This is a genomic window from Sphingobium sp. CFD-2 (assembly GCF_024611135.1).
Taxonomy (GTDB): Bacteria; Pseudomonadota; Alphaproteobacteria; order Sphingomonadales; family Sphingomonadaceae; genus Sphingobium; species Sphingobium fuliginis.
On record NZ_CP084405.1, the window covers coordinates 1,157,068 to 1,175,533 of the forward strand.

At 63.7% G+C, this 18,466-nt stretch carries 20 protein-coding genes and 3 tRNA genes; 12 read left to right on the forward strand and 11 right to left on the reverse strand.

From position 1 onward, the window contains the following. Position 1: 1 nt before the first annotated feature. The 4 genes from LDB29_RS05540 to LDB29_RS05555 are packed head-to-tail and all read left to right on the forward strand — an operon-like array spanning position 2 to position 1,458. On the forward strand, positions 2-280 hold the full coding sequence (locus tag LDB29_RS05540; protein ID WP_257556499.1) for a hypothetical protein: 279 nt from the start codon (positions 2-4) through the stop codon (positions 278-280). Further along, positions 277-729, forward strand: coding sequence for a hypothetical protein (locus LDB29_RS05545; RefSeq protein WP_257556500.1), 453 nt, complete (start codon positions 277-279; stop codon positions 727-729). Before LDB29_RS05540 ends, LDB29_RS05545 begins: the two co-directional genes overlap by 4 nt. After that, positions 713-1,021: a hypothetical protein gene (locus LDB29_RS05550; protein WP_257556501.1), complete on the forward strand. Its 309-nt coding sequence runs from the start codon at positions 713-715 to the stop codon at positions 1,019-1,021. Before LDB29_RS05545 ends, LDB29_RS05550 begins: the two co-directional genes overlap by 17 nt. Beyond that, the gene (locus tag LDB29_RS05555) at positions 1,018-1,458 is read left to right on the forward strand and encodes a hypothetical protein (RefSeq protein ID WP_257556503.1); all 441 of its coding nucleotides are present in this window, start codon (positions 1,018-1,020) and stop codon (positions 1,456-1,458) included. The genes LDB29_RS05550 and LDB29_RS05555 overlap by 4 nt, the downstream gene beginning before the upstream one ends. A gap of 104 nt (positions 1,459-1,562) precedes the next feature. Here LDB29_RS05555 and LDB29_RS05560 read toward each other — a convergent pair. The 6 genes from LDB29_RS05560 to aroA form a co-directional block, all read right to left on the reverse strand. Further along, a tRNA-Leu gene (locus LDB29_RS05560) sits at positions 1,563-1,648 on the reverse strand. A gap of 55 nt (positions 1,649-1,703) precedes the next feature. Beyond that, entirely contained in the window at positions 1,704-1,994 is a 291-nt protein-coding gene (locus tag LDB29_RS05565) for an integration host factor subunit beta (protein WP_025549821.1), read from the reverse strand. Positions 1,995-2,162: 168 nt separating this feature from the next. Next, positions 2,163-3,875 (reverse strand): 30S ribosomal protein S1, encoded by a 1,713-nt coding sequence (rpsA, locus tag LDB29_RS05570; RefSeq protein WP_044662092.1) that lies wholly within the window; start codon positions 3,873-3,875, stop codon positions 2,163-2,165. 172 nt (positions 3,876-4,047) lie between these two features. Continuing rightward, the gene (gene cmk, locus LDB29_RS05575) at positions 4,048-4,683 is read right to left on the reverse strand and encodes a (d)CMP kinase (RefSeq protein WP_025550487.1); all 636 of its coding nucleotides are present in this window, start codon (positions 4,681-4,683) and stop codon (positions 4,048-4,050) included. Continuing rightward, the gene (locus LDB29_RS05580) at positions 4,680-4,931 is read right to left on the reverse strand and encodes a hypothetical protein (RefSeq protein ID WP_007688823.1); all 252 of its coding nucleotides are present in this window, start codon (positions 4,929-4,931) and stop codon (positions 4,680-4,682) included. The genes cmk and LDB29_RS05580 overlap by 4 nt, the downstream gene beginning before the upstream one ends. After that, positions 4,928-6,268 (reverse strand): 3-phosphoshikimate 1-carboxyvinyltransferase, encoded by a 1,341-nt coding sequence (aroA, locus tag LDB29_RS05585; RefSeq protein ID WP_025550490.1) that lies wholly within the window; start codon positions 6,266-6,268, stop codon positions 4,928-4,930. Before aroA ends, LDB29_RS05580 begins: the two co-directional genes overlap by 4 nt. Positions 6,269-6,417: 149 nt before the next feature. On the opposite strand from aroA, the gene LDB29_RS05590 reads away from it, so the two are divergent. The 4 genes from LDB29_RS05590 to LDB29_RS05605 all read left to right on the forward strand — a co-directional run bounded on the left by LDB29_RS05590 (position 6,418) and on the right by LDB29_RS05605 (position 8,890). Beyond that, positions 6,418-6,753 (forward strand): TIGR02300 family protein, encoded by a 336-nt coding sequence (locus LDB29_RS05590; protein WP_007688826.1) that lies wholly within the window; start codon positions 6,418-6,420, stop codon positions 6,751-6,753. 87 nt (positions 6,754-6,840) lie between these two features. After that, positions 6,841-6,916: transfer RNA gene (locus tag LDB29_RS05595), tRNA-Ala, on the forward strand. A 195-nt stretch (positions 6,917-7,111) separates the two neighbouring features. Then, positions 7,112-7,187, forward strand: a tRNA-Ala gene (locus LDB29_RS05600). Positions 7,188-7,678: 491 nt separating this feature from the next. Then, positions 7,679-8,890, forward strand: coding sequence for an IS256 family transposase (locus LDB29_RS05605; RefSeq protein ID WP_011950834.1), 1,212 nt, complete (start codon positions 7,679-7,681; stop codon positions 8,888-8,890). A gap of 602 nt (positions 8,891-9,492) precedes the next feature. Here LDB29_RS05605 and LDB29_RS05610 read toward each other — a convergent pair. Then, entirely contained in the window at positions 9,493-11,769 is a 2,277-nt protein-coding gene (locus LDB29_RS05610; protein WP_025550494.1) for an ATP-dependent helicase, read from the reverse strand. 106 nt (positions 11,770-11,875) lie between these two features. On the opposite strand from LDB29_RS05610, the gene LDB29_RS05615 reads away from it, so the two are divergent. Continuing rightward, positions 11,876-12,271, forward strand: coding sequence for a GFA family protein (locus tag LDB29_RS05615; protein WP_025550496.1), 396 nt, complete (start codon positions 11,876-11,878; stop codon positions 12,269-12,271). Positions 12,272-12,407: 136 nt separating this feature from the next. Further along, positions 12,408-12,881 (forward strand): hypothetical protein, encoded by a 474-nt coding sequence (locus LDB29_RS05620; RefSeq protein WP_061940062.1) that lies wholly within the window; start codon positions 12,408-12,410, stop codon positions 12,879-12,881. A gap of 206 nt (positions 12,882-13,087) precedes the next feature. On the opposite strand, the gene rsmD is transcribed toward LDB29_RS05620, so the two are convergent. Together rsmD and LDB29_RS05630 are read right to left on the reverse strand one after the other, a co-directional pair. Then, positions 13,088-13,636 (reverse strand): 16S rRNA (guanine(966)-N(2))-methyltransferase RsmD, encoded by a 549-nt coding sequence (rsmD, locus tag LDB29_RS05625; RefSeq protein ID WP_025550498.1) that lies wholly within the window; start codon positions 13,634-13,636, stop codon positions 13,088-13,090. A gap of 59 nt (positions 13,637-13,695) precedes the next feature. Beyond that, on the reverse strand, positions 13,696-14,607 hold the full coding sequence (locus LDB29_RS05630; RefSeq protein WP_099185789.1) for a pseudouridine synthase: 912 nt from the start codon (positions 14,605-14,607) through the stop codon (positions 13,696-13,698). A 161-nt stretch (positions 14,608-14,768) separates the two neighbouring features. Here LDB29_RS05630 and LDB29_RS05635 point away from each other — a divergent pair, with 161 nt between their 5' ends. After that, on the forward strand, positions 14,769-15,227 hold the full coding sequence (locus LDB29_RS05635) for a response regulator (protein WP_025550502.1): 459 nt from the start codon (positions 14,769-14,771) through the stop codon (positions 15,225-15,227). Positions 15,228-15,320: 93 nt separating this feature from the next. Further along, the gene (locus LDB29_RS05640) at positions 15,321-16,637 is read left to right on the forward strand and encodes an MFS transporter (protein ID WP_025550504.1); all 1,317 of its coding nucleotides are present in this window, start codon (positions 15,321-15,323) and stop codon (positions 16,635-16,637) included. Here LDB29_RS05640 and LDB29_RS05645 read toward each other — a convergent pair. Continuing rightward, complete coding sequence (locus tag LDB29_RS05645) at positions 16,622-17,062, reverse strand: DUF6628 family protein (RefSeq protein WP_025550506.1); 441 nt, start codon at positions 17,060-17,062, stop codon at positions 16,622-16,624. The two genes, LDB29_RS05640 and LDB29_RS05645, sit on opposite strands and share 16 nt — an antisense overlap. A gap of 68 nt (positions 17,063-17,130) precedes the next feature. After that, on the reverse strand, positions 17,131-18,453 hold the full coding sequence (locus LDB29_RS05650; protein WP_099185788.1) for a folylpolyglutamate synthase/dihydrofolate synthase family protein: 1,323 nt from the start codon (positions 18,451-18,453) through the stop codon (positions 17,131-17,133). Positions 18,454-18,466: the final 13 nt, after the last annotated feature.

Here is an 18,466-nt window from a genome sequence, read left to right on the forward strand (position 1 = left end):
GATGCAATACCTTCTGACCGAAGAGGAATGGGGCGAAATCGTTGAACTGCGAATGCGGGCGGCGAGGTTCCCCACAACCGAAGGGCTGATCAATGTCTGCCGCCATGTAGCGACCCAGATGGCGGAAGTTGGGCGCAATCTGCCGAATGGCCGGAAGCCCAGCGACATGCCGCATCTTTGCATCCATGGCGACATATATGGAGAGGGACCGAAGGCGCTTTATTGCAATGGCTGTCCGGTCGCCGGGATTTGCCCGCAGCCGAAGGAATATAGCAAATGACCACCGATAAAGCACCCGTGACGGTGGAGCAGGATTTCTGGTCGAAAGTTGATCGCAAGGGCGACGATGAGTGCTGGTTATGGACCGGCGCGAAAAATGACGGTGGCTATGGCACACTGTCTACCCGCAAAGCCTCCCATGTTTCGTTGGAAATAGACGGGAGGCCGCGACCGCCAAAAGCGTTCGCCCTGCACTCCTGCGACAACCCTCCGTGCGTCAATCCTAAACATCTACGATGGGGATCAAACAAGGAGAACATGAGGGACATGGTCAAGCGCCGCCGCCATCATGCCATGCGACGGGAAGCCTGCATACATGGGCATCCCTTGTCTGGCGAAAATCTTATCATAAGACAAAATGGTCAACGCGGTTGCCGTACATGTCAGCGGAAAATGAATCTCGAATATTATCACCGTCACAAGGGAGGTGATCATGGACAGGGAAAATGACCGCCTCCAGTCCACCGCCGCGCTGGAAGAGCAAATCACCAGCCTGATCCATGATGTTGAGCGATACATCAAGGCAGGATCGGAAGAGGCGGCACGGGCTGATGCGCTGGAAGAGGAGATAAAGCGGCTGAGGGAGGCGCTGAGGCCGTTCGCGGAAGAGGCGGATCAGGTTGATAGTTGCGAGGCCCATCCAAACGGATGCCCCGCGCACTACAGCGCAGGATGGTGCGCTGATTTGACCATTGGCGATTTTCGTCGCGCCCGCACAGCACTTGAAGGGCGCGGATCATGAGCGTGGTGGAGAAGCCAAGGCGCGGACAGATCATCTATGTCGGCCGCTATTCGAGAGATGAGATCCGACGCCACCCCGAACGCCTATATGTGTTCGGTGACAATGTCAGCACGTTGGGCAGGGGCGGCCAAGCGCGGGAGTGTCGGGGCGAGCCGAATACCGTAGGAATCCCGACTAAATGGCATCCGATGATGGATGACGAATCGTTCTTCTGTGACGCGGACCTGCCGACCATCGTGCCGCGCATCAAGGCTGAATTTCGCAGGCTCGATGCGCACCTCGCATCAGGCGGCGACGTGGTTTGGCCATCGGATGGCGTCGGCACCGGATTGGCGCAGCTTCCGCGCCGGGCGCCGGCAATCGCGGCTTATATCCAGCGTTGCCTTGCCCACTTGTCGCGCCATACGATCGACGCAGCACTGGATGGGGAGGGGTAGGGTGACTGCCAGTGCCGGATTTGTCGGAATGACTTGTCGGAACAAATCGGAATGGACGTGCGTGATCCTCGCCATTTCTAGCGAAAAATCACCTATTTTCATGATGGTGCGGACGGCGGGACTTGAACCCGCATTCCCAGGGGGAGGCGGATTTTAAGTCCGCTGCGTCTACCGATTTCGCCACGTCCGCTTGAGGCCGTTACCCCCTGAAGGCTAACGACGCACAGGTCAAGGATGTGGTTGGATCAGTGGGCAGCTTTGCCGTTCAGCCGTTCCCGCATTTCCTTTCCGGGTTTGAAATAGGGAACCCGCTTGGCGTCCACCGGCACCTGCTCACCGGTGCGCGGATTGCGGCCGGTACGCGCGTCGCGCGCCCGTGTCGTAAAGGCGCCGAAGCCCCGAAGTTCCACTCGCCCGCCGCTGGAGAGGCGGTCGACTATTTCCTTGAAGAAAAGATCGACGATCCTTTCCACTTCCTGGAGGTTGAGGTTTGGATTTTCCTCAGCCAATTTCTGAATCAGTTCCGAGCGTATCATTGGTCCTCCAGACTCCCCCTTCTGGTTCCCTGTTTATTTATAATGAATCCTCATGGCTGTGACAATCAGCCAATATCGGTATGTCATTCTCATTTTGGGAATAGAAAAAGCCCGCCGGAGTTAAGTTCCGGCGGGCCATATTACTTAAGTTAGATACCGAAGGAGGGCTTAGCCCTCGCTCTTGGCCTTGAGCGCTTCGCCCAGGATGTCGCCCAGCGAGGCGCCGCTGTCGGACGAACCATATTGCGCCACAGCCTGCTTCTCTTCAGCGATCTGAAGGGCCTTGACAGAGAAGGTCGGCTTCTTGGCGCGGTCGAAACCGGTGACCATGGCGTCGAACTTCTGGCCGATCTGGAAGCGTTCCGGACGCTGTTCGTCGCGGTCGCGGCCAAGGTCGCTGCGCTTGATGAAACCGGTGGCGCCATCTTCGCCGGCCTGGACTTCCAGGCCGCCGTCGCGGACTTCCAGAACCGTGACGGTGACCGTCTGGTTCTTGTTGAGGCCAGCGGCAGCGGCGGTGGTGCCGCCAGCGGCCGGGCCGCCACGCTCAAGCTGCTTCATGCCAAGGCTGATGCGCTCCTTCTCGACGTCGATGTCGAGAACGACGGCCTGGACGGTCTCGCCCTTGCGGTGCAGGGCCAGCGCGTCCTCGCCCGAAATGCCCCATGCGATGTCCGACATGTGGACCATGCCGTCCACGTCGCCGTCCAGGCCGATGAACAGGCCGAACTCGGTGGCATTCTTGACTTCGCCCTCGACGGTCGAACCGATCGGGTGACGTTCGGCGAAGCTGTCCCAGGGGTTGTTCTGGGCCTGCTTGAGGCCGAGCGAGATGCGGCGCTTTTCCGGATCGACTTCCAGGACGATGACGTCGACTTCCTGGCTGGTCGAAACGATCTTGCCGGGGTGGACGTTCTTTTTGGTCCAGGACATTTCCGAAACGTGGACCAGACCTTCGATGCCCGGCTCCAGCTCGACGAACGCACCATATTCGGTGATGTTCGTGACGCGGCCCGACAGCTTCGCACCGACCGGATATTTGGCGGCGGCGCCTTCCCACGGATCGCTTTCCAGCTGCTTCATGCCAAGGCTGATGCGCTGGGTGTCGCGGTTGATGCGGATGATCTGGACGCGAACGGTGTCGCCGATGTTGATCATCTCGTTCGGGTGGTTGATGCGCTTGTAGCTGAGGTCGGTGACGTGCAGCAGGCCGTCGATGCCGCCCAGGTCAACGAACGCACCATAGTCGGTGATGTTCTTGACGACGCCCTCGATGATCTGGCCTTCGGCCAGCGTCTGGATGAGGCCCGAGCGCTGTTCGGCGCGGGTTTCTTCCAGGATGGCGCGGCGCGACACGACGATGTTGCCGCGGCGGCGATCCATCTTCAGAATCTGGAAGGGCTGCGGGATGTCCATCAGCGGGGTGACGTCGCGAACCGGACGAATATCGACCTGGCTGCCGGGCAGGAACGCAACGGCGCCGTCCAGGTCGACGGTGAAGCCGCCCTTGACGCGGCCGAAGATGACGCCTTCGACGCGGGCGTTCTCGGTGAACTCGGCTTCCAGCTTGTCCCAGGCGGCTTCGCGGCGGGCGCGGTCGCGCGACAGCATGGCTTCGCCATGGGCGTTTTCGACGCGGTCGACATAGACTTCGACTTCGTCACCGACCTTCAGGTCAGCCTTCTGGCCCGGCGCGGCGAATTCGCGCAGCGGCACGCGGCCTTCCGACTTCAGGCCGACGTCGATCAGCGCCATGTCGTTTTCGATGCCGGTAACGGTGCCCTTGACGACGCGGCCTTCAAAGCCGCCATCCTCGCCACCGAGAGAATCATTGAGAAGCGCGGCGAAATCGTCGCGCGAGGGGAATGCCGTAGAGGCCATAGGTAAGTCCTTCACTCGTCATTGCTGGCCTACCGGTTGTGTCCGGTGGTCTTTCAGGCCAAAGCGCCCGCAGGGCCGGATACCCATGCGAACATCCGTTCGGCCATGTCGAGTCGACGCCCTGTGGACAAGCGAAAAGGGCGCCTGGGAATCCCCGGCACCCGGCATCGCGTCAGGCCTGTTGCCGACGTTCCAACTGGGCGTCCACCAGTGCAATGGCCTGCTGGACGGCGGCGTCTATAGTCAAATTGCTGGTGTCGAGCAAGTCCGCTCCATCGGCCATGCGCAACGGGGCATGATCGCGGCTCATGTCGCGGGTGTCGCGGGCCTGGATGTCCGCGATCAGGCTGTCCATGTCGGGATGGCCGCCATGGTCGAGCGCGTCCTGATAGCGGCGCTGGGCGCGGACATGGACGCTGGCGGTGACGAAGATCTTGGCGTCGGCATCGGGGGCGATGACGGTGGCGATGTCGCGCCCGTCCAGGATCGCGCCGCCGGGTTGGGTCGCGAAGTCGCGCTGGCGCCTGACGAGGGCCTGCCGGACGCTTTGGTGGATCGATACGCGGGAGGCGAGCGAGCCCACGGCCTCGCTGCGCAGCGCGGGATCTTTCAGCATGGCGTCGTCGAAGTCGCAGGCGGCGAGCGCATCGGCTTCATGGTCCGGGTCGCCGCTGGCCTTGAGCACGGCAAGGCCCACGGCGCGATAGAGCAGGCCGGTATCGAGCACGGGCAGGCCGTAATGCCGGCCCAGCGCCCTGGCGATGGTGCCCTTGCCCGATGCGGCGGGGCCGTCGACAGCGATGATCATGATGCTTTGCCTTTCCGCAGCGCCTTGGCGAGGCCGATCAAGGCGATGAAGGCCCATATGACTTCCAGCGCCATCGACGCGACGTTGAAATGAACCGTCAGCGAGTAGATCAGCAGCACCGCGCCGACCAGGTTCAGCAGGTTGAAGAGGGTGAAGCTCAGCACCTTCGCCATGTTGCTATAGGCATAGGCAATGACCATCAGGCCGCTGCCGATCAGTCCAAGGATATTGGCAAGGTCGAACGTCATGCGAGTGCGCCGAGCGAATGCAGCAAAGCGGTGAAACCCGGGAAGCTGGTCGCGACGGGGCGCATGTCGTCGATGGTGACGCCATTGCTGGACACGAGGCCTGCGACCGCGAAGCTCATGGCGATGCGGTGGTCCAGCTTCGTCGCGACGGGGCCGCCGCCGGGGAGGGGCGCGCCACCGCTGCCCTCTATGACGATGCCGTCCTCCAGTTCCTCGACCTGCACGCCGATGGCGCGCAAGCCTGCCGCCATGGTGGCGATGCGGTCCGATTCCTTGACGCGCAATTCTTCCAGGCCGCGGAAGATGCTGCGCCCTTGCGCCAAGGCGGCGGCGATGAAGGCGACGGGATATTCGTCGATCATCGACGGGGCGCGGGCCGGATCGGGCTCGACGCCCCTCAGCGTCGAGGCCGCGATGACGAGATCGCCCACCGGCTCGCCGCCGACCTCGCGCGGGTTTTCGATGACGATGTCGCCGCCCATCTCGCGCAGCAGATCGACCAGCCCGGCGCGCGTCGCGTTGAGGCCGACATTGGCGATGGTCACGTTCGATCCCGGAACCAGCAGGGCTGCAACCATCGGGAAAGCGGCGGAGGAGGGGTCGCCGGGAACGATGATCGATTGCGGGTGGAGTTCGGCTTCGCCCCTGAGCGTGATGATGCGGGTGCCGTCGGCTTCGACCTCCACGTCGAGGTCCGCGCCGAAGCCCTTGAGCATGCGTTCGCTGTGGTCGCGGGTGGGGATCGGTTCGACCACGCGGGTGATGCCGGGAGTGTTGAGGCCGGCGAGCAGGATGGCCGACTTGACCTGCGCCGATGCCACGGGAAGGCGATAGTCCAGCGGCACGGCCGGGCAGGCGCCGCGCATGGTAAGAGGCAGGCGGCCTCCGGGACTGGTGGTGAAGCTGGCGCCCATCCGCGACAGCGGATCGGTGACGCGGGCCATGGGGCGCTTGCTGAGGGAGGCGTCGCCCACGAAGGTGGCGGTGATGGCGTGGCTTGCGACCAGCCCCATCAGCAGGCGGGTGGAGGTGCCGCTATTGCCCATGTCGAGCGCGCTTTCCGGCTGGAGTAGGCCGCCGACGCCCACCCCATGGATGTGCCAGATGCCGTCCGCATCCCTGCGGATGTCCGCGCCCATCGCCCGCATGGCGGCGGCGGTGGCGAGGACGTCCTCACCCTCCAGCAGCCCTTCGACCCGACTCTCGCCCACGGCCAGCGCGGAGAGCATCAGCGAGCGGTGCGAAATGCTCTTGTCGCCCGGCACGGCGATCGAGCCGGAAAGGGCCGGGGCGGCGGTGAAAGTCATGGACATGGGCTGGTCGGAAGAAGCGGTCACGGGTCAATCCGTCTGCAAAACTTGAAAAAATGCGCCCGGCTTTTGACAGCGCGGTTTCGCTATGGCAAGGCGCCGTCTCTTCGCGGGCGACCCTGTCGTGCCGCGTAATTTCTGTTTTGAGCACTCGCAAGAGAAGGACAAGGCCGGACATGGTCAAGGCTGAATGGGGCACGAAGCGTACCTGCCCGAAATGCGCCACGCGCTTCTACGACCTGGGCAAGGATGACCCGGTCACCTGCATCAACTGCGGCACGGCCTGGGAACCGGAACCGGTGCTGAAGTCGAAGCAGCCGCTGCCCTATGAGGAAGCGCCCAAGAAGGTCATCGAAACCGCCGATGGCGAGATCGAGACGGCGGACGACGATCTGGACCTGGATCTGGACGTGGATGATGACGGCGATTCGCCGGACAATGACGTCGATCTGGGCGGTGACGACGATCTGGGCGTCGACGCCGGCGGGGACGATGGCGACGACGACAATTAATTGAATTTTGTGCTTGCCAAGGAGATCGCCGCCACCTAATGGCAGCGACCTCCGAGGCGCCGCCCCAACGGCGCCGACACTGGAAACGGGGCCTTAGCTCAGCTGGGAGAGCGCCTGCATGGCATGCAGGAGGTCAGCGGTTCGATCCCGCTAGGCTCCACCAGTTTTTCGGAAAAAGAAAATGTCCGGGGGACATTTTCCCGAAAAACTCCCGAGCGCAAGCGAGGAGTGTGGCGAGGTTGCAAGTGACCTCGATTAACACTCCAAAGCCACGCAAGGAGTGTTCTATATTTGGCCGATGGCTTAATGCCGGACATGGCCTGATCCATTGGGATGCGGTATGATGCCGCGCAACGATGGGGCCTTAGCTCAGCTGGGAGAGCGCCTGCATGGCATGCAGGAGGTCAGCGGTTCGATCCCGCTAGGCTCCACCAACTTTCCCCTATCATCTGAAGTAGCTCGCCATGGGCCAGCTTCTCGATCCAATAAGGATTGTAGGCGGCTGTTTTGCGGCTGATTTCTGCCGTTTTCCGCCGAAGTTCACAGTGTATGCGCGCGTGCGCCCGCGCGCGCATGCGTGGGACCCCGATGTATCGGACGTTTCAAAGACAGAGCCTGGTAGGCTGGCCGGGGCGGGATAGGACAGGTGGAAATGGTCGCCTGTTGGGAAATAGGATGCTTTTTGCGGATGTTGTTGCCGTTGGGCTACTATGGCTGATCCTCAGTTGCTCGGTTAAGTCCGAAAGCTGACCGGTGAAAGGAGCGGTTAGCGTCCGCGCTCGTGGTGTAATTTCTGGTGTAGATTGAGATGATCGCATGGGGTGGGGCATGCCCCACCCCATGCGATTTCGATCTCGGTGGCCACCGGGCTCATCGGTAAGGTGGAGTTACCACACTTCACACGCCCACCGAGGAGTTGATCCCGATGACCGACGACAGACTACCGCTTGCCGAGCTGATGGCGAAGACTGGAGATGGAGATTTCCTGCGCACGATCGCCGAGAGCGTATTACAGATCATCATGGAGGCCGACGTCGATGGCCTGGTCGGCGCTAGCCGACACGAGCGCTCCGGCGACCGGACGACCTGGCGGAACGGCTACCGCGACCGCAGCCTCGATACCCGGCTCGGCACGCTCAACCTGAGGATTCCCAAGCTACGGACCGGCGCCTACTTCCCTGGCTTCCTGGAACCCAGGAAGACCGTCGAGAAGGCGCTGGTCGCGGTGATCCAGGAGGCGTGGATCGCCGGCGTCAGCACCCGGCGTGTCGACGAGCTGGTGCAGGCCATGGGCATGACCGGCATCTCCAAATCCTCGGTGTCCAAGCTGTGCAAGGATATCGACGAACGTGTCCATGCCTTCCTTAAGCGGCCGCTCACCGGCGACTGGCCCTACCTCTGGCTCGATGCTACCTACCTCAAGGTGCGCGAGGGCGGGCGGATCGTCAGTGTCGCCGCGATAATAGCCGTTGCCGTCAACACCGAGGGCAAGCGCGAAATCGTTGGCCTTCACATTGGACCCTCCGAAGCCGAGCCATTCTGGTCGAGCTTCCTCAAGGACCTCGCACGCCGCGGACTGACCGGCGTGAAGCTGGTCATCTCCGATGCCCACGAGGGCCTCAAGGCAGCGATCACTCGCGTGCTCAGCGCCACCTGGCAGCGGTGCCGCGTCCACTTCATGCGCAATGCCCTGGCCTACGTGCCCAAGGGCCAGAACACCGTCGTCGCCGCTGCCATCCGCCAGGTCTTCCTCCAGCCCGACCATGCCGCCGCGACACAGGTCTGGCGCCAGGTCGCCGACCAGTTGCGTACCCGCTGGCCAAAGCTCGGCGCCTGCATGGACGATGCCGAGCACGACGTGCTGGCCTACATGACCTTCCCCGAGCAGCACCGCGTCAAATTACATTCCACCAATCCACTGGAACGCCTGAACAAGGAAGTGAAGCGCCGCGCCGATGTCGTCGGCATCTTCCCGAACGAGGATAGCATCATCCGCCTCGTCGGCGCCGTCCTGCTGGAGCAGAATGACGAATACCAGCTCCAGCACCGCTACATGCAGATCGAGGGCATGGCCGCCCTTGCTACACCAATGATCGAGGAGGCACAGCCGCTACAGATTACACCCAAGGCCGCCTGAAAATGCAGCCCGCTGGCCACACCCAATTCTACACCACATTGACGGACGCGACCAAGGAGCGTCTGGAATCGACCAGTTGTGGACGACAGGAGGGGAAGGCAGGGACACCGAATGTGGACGTAACGGCACCACTGTCAATCCAACGGCTGACCCTTTTCGTTGCGCTCGCAAGGATTATAGTCGCAAACTATTCGTACCGAATAATTGACCAAGACAAAGAACGCCAAGCACAGGTAAATTATAGTGATGACACCCTTGGTAAGGCTTGGCAGTCGCGTGATAATAATTCCAATTACGCCTACTGCAATGGCAAAGGGTAAGCCGATTATGCCTTGGTGATTGATTATAAAGACGAACGCGATCAGCCAAGGAGCGATGACGCAAAGCAAGAATGTGCGGACTATCACAAGCATGGCTGCCCATTATTATCAGAGCCTTGCCATCAGGTCACTGCGTCTGAAACTGCGAGCATTGACCTGAAAGCAGACCGTCCAAAAGCCACCCATCTTTATCATTCCCATACAAAACGGTACCTGCCACCGCTATTTCATCCGGTATCTACGATATTGGACGGCGGTCTTGAGGAAAGGCTCGATTGACGGCTAGGCAGGCTGGACGAAGCTGTCCATCACCCGCTTCCGACCCGCCGTTTCGAAATCGATCTCCAGCTTGTTGCCTTCGATCTCCGCCACCGTGCCGTAGCCGAATTTCTGGTGGAAGACGCGCAGGCCGACGCTCATGTCATCCCGCCCCTTGTTGCCGAGCGAGACCGCTGATGCGCGCGCCTCCACGATCCTTGCGGGTTCGCGGGTGAACTGTCCGCTCTGTTGGGCGCGCTGCCACCCGGGGCCGCGACCGGTGCCGCGCTGGACATTGGCGAAGGGATCGGCCCGCTCCGACCAGTTGGCGCGCCAGAGCGAGGCGCCGCCGGACATGCTGCTTTCCTCCTCCACATGTTCGGGAGGCAATTCCCCGACGAAGCGCGAAGGGATGGAGCTGGTCCACTGGCCATAGATGCGGCGGTTGGCGGCGTGCAGGATGACGCAGGACTTCCTCGCCCGCGTGATCGCGACATAGGCGAGGCGGCGTTCCTCCTCCAGGCTGTTGAGGCCGCCTTCGTCGAGCGCGCGCTGGGAGGGGAAGATGCCTTCTTCCCACCCCGCGAGGAAGACCGTGTCGAACTCCAGCCCCTTGGCGGCGTGGATGGTCATGATCGTGACCTTGCGCTCGTCCTGTTGCGCCTCATTGTCCATGACGAGGCTTACATGCTCCAGGAATGCGCCCAGCGTCTCATATTCCTCCATGGCGCGGGTCAGTTCGTTGAGGTTCTCCAGCCTTCCCGCGCTTTCGGCGGTGCGTTCGGCCTGGAGCATGGCGGTGTAGCCGCTTTCGTCCAATATCTGTCGGGCCAGTTCGGCATGGGGAAGTTGCACCGCGCGGTCCCGCCAGCGGGCGAGATCGCCGATGAAGGCGCCGAGGCTGCGGCGGGCCTGCGGCGTCATCTCGTCCGTGTCGAGGATTCGCGCGGCGGCGAGGGCAAGCGGAACGCCCTCCGCCCGGGCAAGCCGATGCAGCTTTTCCACGGCCTTGTCGCCCAGGCCGCGCTTGGGGACGTTGACGATCCGTTCGAACGCCAGGTCATCGGCGGGCTGATTGACCAGGCGAAGATAGGCGAGAGCGTCCCGAATCTCGGCGCGTTCATAGAAGCGGAAGCCGCCCACGATGCGATAAGGCAGGCCGATCTGGATGAAGCGGTCTTCGAACTCGCGCGTCTGGTGCTGGGCCCGGACGAGGATGGCGACCCCCTCCAGCGATTGGCCGCTGCGTTCGATCGATTCGATCTCGTCGCCCACGCGCCGCGCTTCCTCCGGCCCGTCCCAGACGCCGATGATGCGGACCTTCTCGCCCACGTCGATGTCGGTCCAGAGCGTCTTGCCCAGGCGATTGCCATTTTCCGCGATCACTCCTGACGCAGCGCCCAATATATGGGGTGTCGAGCGATAATTCTGTTCCAGCCGGACGATCTTCGCGCCGGGAAAATCCTTTTCGAACCGCAGGATATTGGCGACTTCCGCCCCCCGCCATGAATAGATAGACTGGTCGTCGTCTCCCACGCAGCAGATGTTCTTGCGCTGCTGGGCGAGCAGGCGCAGCCACAGATACTGGCTGCTGTTGGTGTCCTGATATTCGTCCACCATGATATAGCGGAAGCGCTGCTGATAGCTTTCCAGCACGTCCCGATGGCGTTTCAGGATCGTCAGAACATGCAGCAGCAAGTCCCCGAAATCGCAGGCATTCACGTCCCGAAGACGCGCCTGATAAGCGGCGTAGAGCTTCTGCCCCTTTCCGTTGGCATAGCCCTCGCTCTCGCCGGCGCCGATTTCCTCCGGCGTCAGCCCCTTGTTCTTCCACTGGTCGATGAGGCCGGCGAGCTGGCGTGCGGGCCAGCGCTTCTCGTCGATTCCCTCCGCCTGGATGAGCTGCTTCATCAGGCGAAGCTGATCGTCCGTGTCGAGGATGGTGAAATTGGATTGCAGCCCCACCAGTTCGGCGTGGCGGCGCAGCATCTTCGCGGCGATGGCGTGGAAGGTGCCCAGCCAGGGCATGCCTTCGACGGCGGGGCCGATCATCCGGCCGACGCGCTCCCGCATTTCGCGCGCCGCCTTGTTGGTGAAGGTGACTGCGAGGATTTCCGAAGGATAGGCCCGACGGGTGGCGATCAGATGGGCGAGGCGAGCGGTGAGCGCCGCCGTCTTGCCCGTGCCGGCGCCTGCAAGCACCAGCACCGGCCCCTCGGTCGTGAGCACGGCCTCCCGCTGGGGTTCGTTCAGCCCCTGGAGATAGGCGGGATCGTCGGGGGAGGGGGCGGGCAGAGTCATGCGCTATCAACTAGGGTGCCGGGCGGGAAGCGGCAAGGGCGGGCGGCCCTTGCACCGTTGCTCCTTCTATGAGAACAAAAGGCGAATCGTGCAAGGAGTAAAGGCCATGTTCTCGGGGCGGTGCCAATGCGGGGCGATCCATTACGAAGCGCAGGGCGAGCCGGCCTATAGCGCGCTGTGCCATTGTTCGGATTGCCGGAAAAGCGCGGGCGCGCCGATGGTGGGCTGGGCCCTGTTCCCTGAAGAACAGGTGACGGTGACGGGTCGGCCGGTGGCATACCGGTCCTCCGACAATGTGACGCGGGAATTTTGCGGAACCTGCGGTACGGGCCTTTTCTACCGCAATGCCGCCGTGTTCCCCGGCATGATCGACATCCAGACCGGAACGCTGGACGACCAGTCGAACCTGCCGCCAGCCATCCACGTCCAATTTGCCGAGGCCGCGCCATGGATGGAGGGCGCGCATCAACTGCCCAAGTTCCAGCGCTACCCCGAGGCCTGAGGCCGACAGGCAGGATCGTCTGGCGGCGCATCCGCAACGGCTCGTCGCCCGGGCCGGAACGCAGGCATCGCGCATCCGGTTCTTTGTTCAGCCCAAACGGCAGAACGGGGCGAGAACAAAGGAAAGGATGATCCCGATGAAATCGATCCTGTTGGCAGGTGCGGCCATATTGGCCTTCGGCACCGGCGTTACCGGCATTGCGATCGCGCAGGACATGCCGGCTTCGGCGCAGCCGCCCGTCGCCGATACGCCGCCTCCGCCCGAGCAGGGCGCGACTCCTGCGACGCCGGCGACCCCCGCCGAACCGGGAGCGACGCCAGCCAGCCCGGCCACTCCGGCGACGCCCGCGACGCCGCCCCCAGCCGCCGATCCCAATGCTGGGCAGCCGACCGGAGCCGTGCCGCCGGACACGGGCATGCAACCGGCTCCTGCCGGCGTTCCGCGTGATCCGTCCGCTCCCGTCGGAACCTCAGCCAATCCCGCGACCGTGGGTGGCAATATGACGCCGCCGCCGACCGAGCAGAAGGATTATCCGCTGTGCAGCAGGACCGTGCAGGATAGCTGCATCAACCGGAGCGAAGCGCCCAAATCCATGCGCAAGCGGCGTTGATGCTTGCAAGACCGGGCATGGCGGCGATCATGGCTGCCAGCCCGGTCCAGCTACGCCGCCGGTCAGGCTGTGCCGATCGAGCACCGTCAGCAAGGTCGCCGGGGCTGCTCCCGATATGCCGGGTCGCAGGCTGGGTGCAATGCGCAGCCGCGGCGATGGTCCATGGTCATGTCCGTCGCGCCATCACTTCACCCAATCCGCCTGGACTATTCGGCGCGCTCCGTTGCGCGCAGCAGCGTCAGTCGAGCCTTTCCCACGTCACGGGTCGTCTCCACGGTAAAGCCCTTTACCGCCACATCCTCGCGCCGGTCGGTTTCGATGCTGATCCAGCTTGCGGGCCCGGTCCAGCCCAGGCGGCTCAGCTTGTCCAGCGCCACCATGCCAGCGCCGCTCTGATAGGGCGGATCCATGAAGATGAGGTCCAGGGGCTCGCTTGCCGGACCCAGCGACAGGACGCTGCTCTGGCGGATGTCGGGGCGGATGCCCAGCCTGTCGCCATTGGCTCGGATCGCGTCCAGCGCCGCGCGGTCCTGTTCCACGAAGATGCAGCTTGCCGCGCCGCGCGAGAGCGCTTCGAACCCCAGAGCGCCCGAGCCCGCGAAGAAATCGCCAACGCTCAGCCCCTCGAAGGAGCCGATCCGGCTCAGCAGCATGGAAAACAGGGTTTCCCGGGTGCGGTCCGCCGTAGGGCGTGTTGCGTCGCTCTTGGGGGCGGTAAGGGGGCGACCCCGCCATTGGCCTGCAATTATTCTCATGGGCTGGCTCGTTCCAGAAAAGAAGGGCCCCTCGACAGGCTCAGGGCGAACGGAGGGGGTCAGGGTTTCCCAAGGCTCTTGCGGAAGACGACCAGATCGTGCTGCCGCACTTCCTCGACCGCGCCGGATGCCAGCTCGCCCAGATGGAAGGGGCCGTAGCTGGTGCGGATCAACCGGTTCACCTGAAGCCCCAGATGTTCGAGCACGCGGCGGACTTCGCGGTTCTTGCCTTCGGTCAGCGTCATTTCGATCCACTGGTTGCGGCCGGTGCGGCGTTCCAGATTGGCCTCGATCCGGCCATAGCGTATGCCGTCTATCTCCAGCCCGTCGAACAGGTCCTCCAGCTGGTTCTGACTGACTTCACCGAAGGCGCGGGCGCGGTAGGTGCGCGGGACGCCGGTGGAGGGCAGCTCCATCTGCCGCTTGAACTCCCCATCGGTGGTGAGCAGCAGCAGGCCTTCGGTCGTCATGTCGAGCCGTCCGATCGGCATGACGCGCGGCAGGTCGGCGGGCAGCTTGTCATAAATGGTCGGACGGCCGCGGGGGTCGCGTTCGGTCGTCAGGAAACCCGCCGGCTTGTGGAAGAGGAACAGGCGCGCAGGTGCCGGTGCGGCGACCGGATTCCCGTCGACCGCGACGCCGTGCAGCGAAGTGAGGAGGGTGGCGGGGGTCGACACCGCTTCGCCGTCGAGCGTGATCCGCCCCTCCTCGATCATCCGCTCGATCTCCCGCCGGGAGGCGACGCCTGCGCGGGCGAGCAATTTGGCGATGCGCTGCGGTTCGTTCTTGCCGCTGGCGGCGGCGGCAGCGCGGGCAGGATGGGGATTGGCGGGATTGGCGGGCGCCGTCCTGGTCTTCTTGACGGGCGGGCGGGCCGGGCGTGATGCCGGCGCCGGTTTGGCGCCCGTCGGACGCCTGGGACCACCGGAGCCCGGCCGACGGGGCGGCCCAGATTTTTTCGGCGGTTCCACGGAAGAGTTCCTTTTCAAAACAGGGTGGCCTTCCCATATCCGGAAGGCCGGGAAATTGACGAATGGTGCTGTCCTTGCGCCCATGCGCCGGGACGATGGGAAACCCCTTCGGGGCCTTGCACGTTGGTCGGGTGAATGGCGCAAATGGGGCGGATCGGCAAATGTTTTTCGGGCTGGTAAAAGGGGAAGCCGAAGCGCGGGGGCGGCGCAAGGCCATACGCAGCGTGCTGGTGGTCGAGGACGAACCGCTGGTCGCCTTCGACAATGAGCATGTGCTGGAAATGGCCGGCTATCGCGTGGCCGCGACCGTCGACGAATATGCCCATGCAGTCACCATCATGCAGGAGGAAAGCGTCGATCTGGTGATCGCGGACGTGACCCTGCATGGGGAGAAGACCGGCATCGATCTTGCGCGCTTTGCGGCGGGCAGAGGCGTGGCGGTGTTGTTCGTGACGGGGGCCTGCCCTGTCGACGCGCGGGAAATGGCCCTGGGATGCCTGGCCAAGCCCTATGCGCCGCGCGATCTGCTGGCGGCGATCGATGTCGTGGATGCCCTGCTTCGGGGAAAGGCATTGCCCCGTTTTCCCGACGGTCTTCACCTGTTCGAGGACGCCGCCTGATCCGGGCCCGATATAAGATTGCCGGACGGCTTGCCTCCACCGCATTTGCCCATATGGTGGCCCGGATAATCATTCCCGGGGGCGCACCAATTTATGACCGACATCGCGAAGGGCTCGGCCAACTGGCTGGATGCGGTGAAGCCCTATGTGCAGAAGGCGCCTTTGGGGGCATTTTTTCTCGGCATATCGTCGGGCTTTCCCTATGCGATGATCGGTGCGACGCTGACCACCCGGCTGGCGCAGGACGGCATCGACAAGAAGGCCGTGACAGCCTTCACCCTTGCCTTCCTGGTCTATAATCTCAAATGGCTGTGGGCCTGGGTCGTCGACGGCGTTCGGTTGCCGGTCATCGGCCGGCTGGGGCAGCGGGTGAGCTGGCTGCTGGTCGCGGGGGTGTTCGTGATGGCGGCGGTCGCCAATCTGGCGCTGGTCGATCCCACCACCGGCCTTTTGCAGACGGCCTATGCGGCGATCCTGGTCGGCGTCGCCGGCGCCACTTTCGACATCGTGATCGACGCCTACCGGATCGAGACATTGCGGCCCGAGCAATTGGGCGTCGGGTCGGGCATGTCGCAATATGGCTGGCGCATCGGATCGGTCGCGGCGGGTGCGCTGGCGCTGGTGCTGGCGGCCCGGATCGGCTGGCATGGCGCCTATCTGGCCTGCGCCGTATTCGCGCTTCCCGCGATGCTGACCGGGCTGGTGCTGGGCGAGCCGGAGCGGCACCGCGAACCCACCGCGCGGCGGGGTCTGGGCGAAGTCTGGGAGTCGATCGCGGGGCCGCTGGTGGAATTCTTCCGCCGGCGGGGCGCCTGGCTGGTGCTGCTGTTCATCCTGCTGCACAAGATCGGGGATACGCTGGCCAACCTCACCTTCCGCCTGCTGTTCGACGACATGGGCTACACCAATGACGAAATCGCCATCTACGACGTCGGGATCGGCTTCTGGGCCTATCTGATCGGAATTTTCGTCGGCGGCGTGCTGTATGCGCGCATGGGAATGAAGCGCTCGGTGCTGGTCAGCCTCTTGCTGATGGGCGTCTCCAACTTCAGCTTCGCGCTGCTGGCGGCGCTGGGCAAGAGCAACTGGGGCATGGCCGGCGCGATCGGCTTCGAAAATTTCGCGAGCGGCATCGGCGGGGTGACGGTGGTCGCCTATTTCTCCGCGCTCTGCGACCTGCGCTTCACCGCCGCGCAATATGCGCTGATTTCGGCGGCGGCGAGCATCGTCGGACGGTTCCTGACGGGGACGACGGCGGGCGCGATGATCGAACGGTTCGGCTATGTCGATTTCTACCTGCTGACCACGGCGCTGGCGGTGCCGGGCATCGTCCTGTTCTGGCTGATGATGCGCGCAGGGTTGATCGACGCCAGTGTCGGGAGCGCGGCAGCCCCTCAGCCCGCGGCGTAAAGGTCAAGTGGCCGACCGAGGTCGCGATGCGCCTGGGCGACCGCTTGCAAGCAGGTGAGCGCACCCAAGGCATGGTCATTGCCCAGTAGCGCGGCGACATCGTCATAAGCCGAGCGGGGGCTGCGCAGCGCGCTGCCGATCGCCTGAATCATCAGCGCCTCGTCGCTCGTCATGCGCGAACAACAGCAGGGTGCGATCAATATCCTGCGGCTGGATGTCCGCGCCAGTTCCAGCATCATCGCCCGCATCAGCACGAGCGGGCGGCGATAGCCGCGGCCGAAGGCGCCCAGCATCGCATTGGCGGCATGGGCATCGTTGACCCCCGCCGTCGCCATGCGGCGCATCACATAGAGGAACAGCCGGTTGCCGTAGCCGCCGGGAAGCGGACGGGGCTGATCGAGGGAGGGGGACTCTCCATGGGCCATGCGTTCGTACCTTCTGCCTTGTCGTCGGAAGGCAAGAGTACGCTATTGCGAGTCAATCGCAAGTAAATTCAGTCGGGATATTGACCGTTCAGTCGCAAAATTTCTCCGGCCAAATAGAGCGAGCCGGAAATCAGCAGCTTGGGTTCACGGCCCGGCTGAGCGGCGACGGCGGCAATGGCGTCTTCGGGTCCCGCATGCGCGGTGCAGGCAATGCCCCACCGATCGGCAACGGCGGCGAAGCGTTCCGGCGGATGATGATCGTGACCTGGCACCGGCAGGGCGTGGATATGCGCGATCCGGCCGGCAAAGGGATGGAGATAGGCGTCCAGTTCCTTGTTCGACAGCATGCCGATCATCAGTTCGAGCTTATGCCCCTCAAGCCGCTCGCTGCTGAAAAAGGCGCTGATCGCCTCGCCCGCACCGGCATTGTGGCCGCCGTCCAGCCAGGCCTCGGTCCCTTTGGGAAGAGGCGCGAGCAAGGGACCATGGTCCAGCCTTTGCAGGCGGGCCGGCCAATGTGCCCAGAGCGGAGCGGCCTTCAACGCGGCTTCGCTGACGGGCACGACATTCTGGTGCCGCAGCATGGCGAAGGCGAGGGCGGCATTATGGATCTGGTGTGCGCCGGGCAGGCGCGGCAAGGGCGTGTCGAGCCGCCCCTGATCGTCGCGATAATGGAGGCGATCCCGGTAGGCCGCCGCGTCCCAGCTCTCGCCCATGGCGAACCAGTGGGTCCGGTTGCGGGCGGCGGCCTCCAGCATCACGGGGAAAAGCGCGTCGGCATAGCGCTGCGTCACCAGCGGCGCCCCGGGCTTGGCGATGCCGGCCTTTTCGGCGGCGATTTCCCTGATCGTGGTGCCGAGGAAGCTTTGATGGTCGAGGCCAAGCTGCGCGATACCGCAGATCACGGGTTTTTCGATGATGTTGGTGGCGTCAAGGCGGCCGCCAAGGCCCACTTCCACGATGCAGGCGTCGGCTGGATGTTCGGAAAAGGCAAGGAAAGCGGCGGCTGTGGTGACTTCGAAGAAGCTGGCGCCGATCCCTTCCGCAACGTCGAGGACGCGCGAGAGGTAATGAGCCAGCGCCTCGTCGGAGATCAGCTTGCCGCTGATGCGGATGCGCTCGTTGAAGCGGACCAGATGGGGAGAGGTGAAGACATGAACCGTCTTCCCGTCCGCCTCCAGCGCGGCGCGCAGGAAGGCGCAGGTCGAGCCCTTGCCATTGGTGCCCGCAACGTGGAAGACGGGCGGCAGGGCGCGATGGGGGTTGCCGATGCGGTCAAGCAGGCGGGCGATGCGGTCCAAACCCAATATGTCGGCGCCCGGCGACAGCGTTGCGAGGCGGTCGAGCTGGGCCTGGACGGCGGGATCGTCGGAGACGGCGTGGTCGGCCATCGGCGCTGGTCTC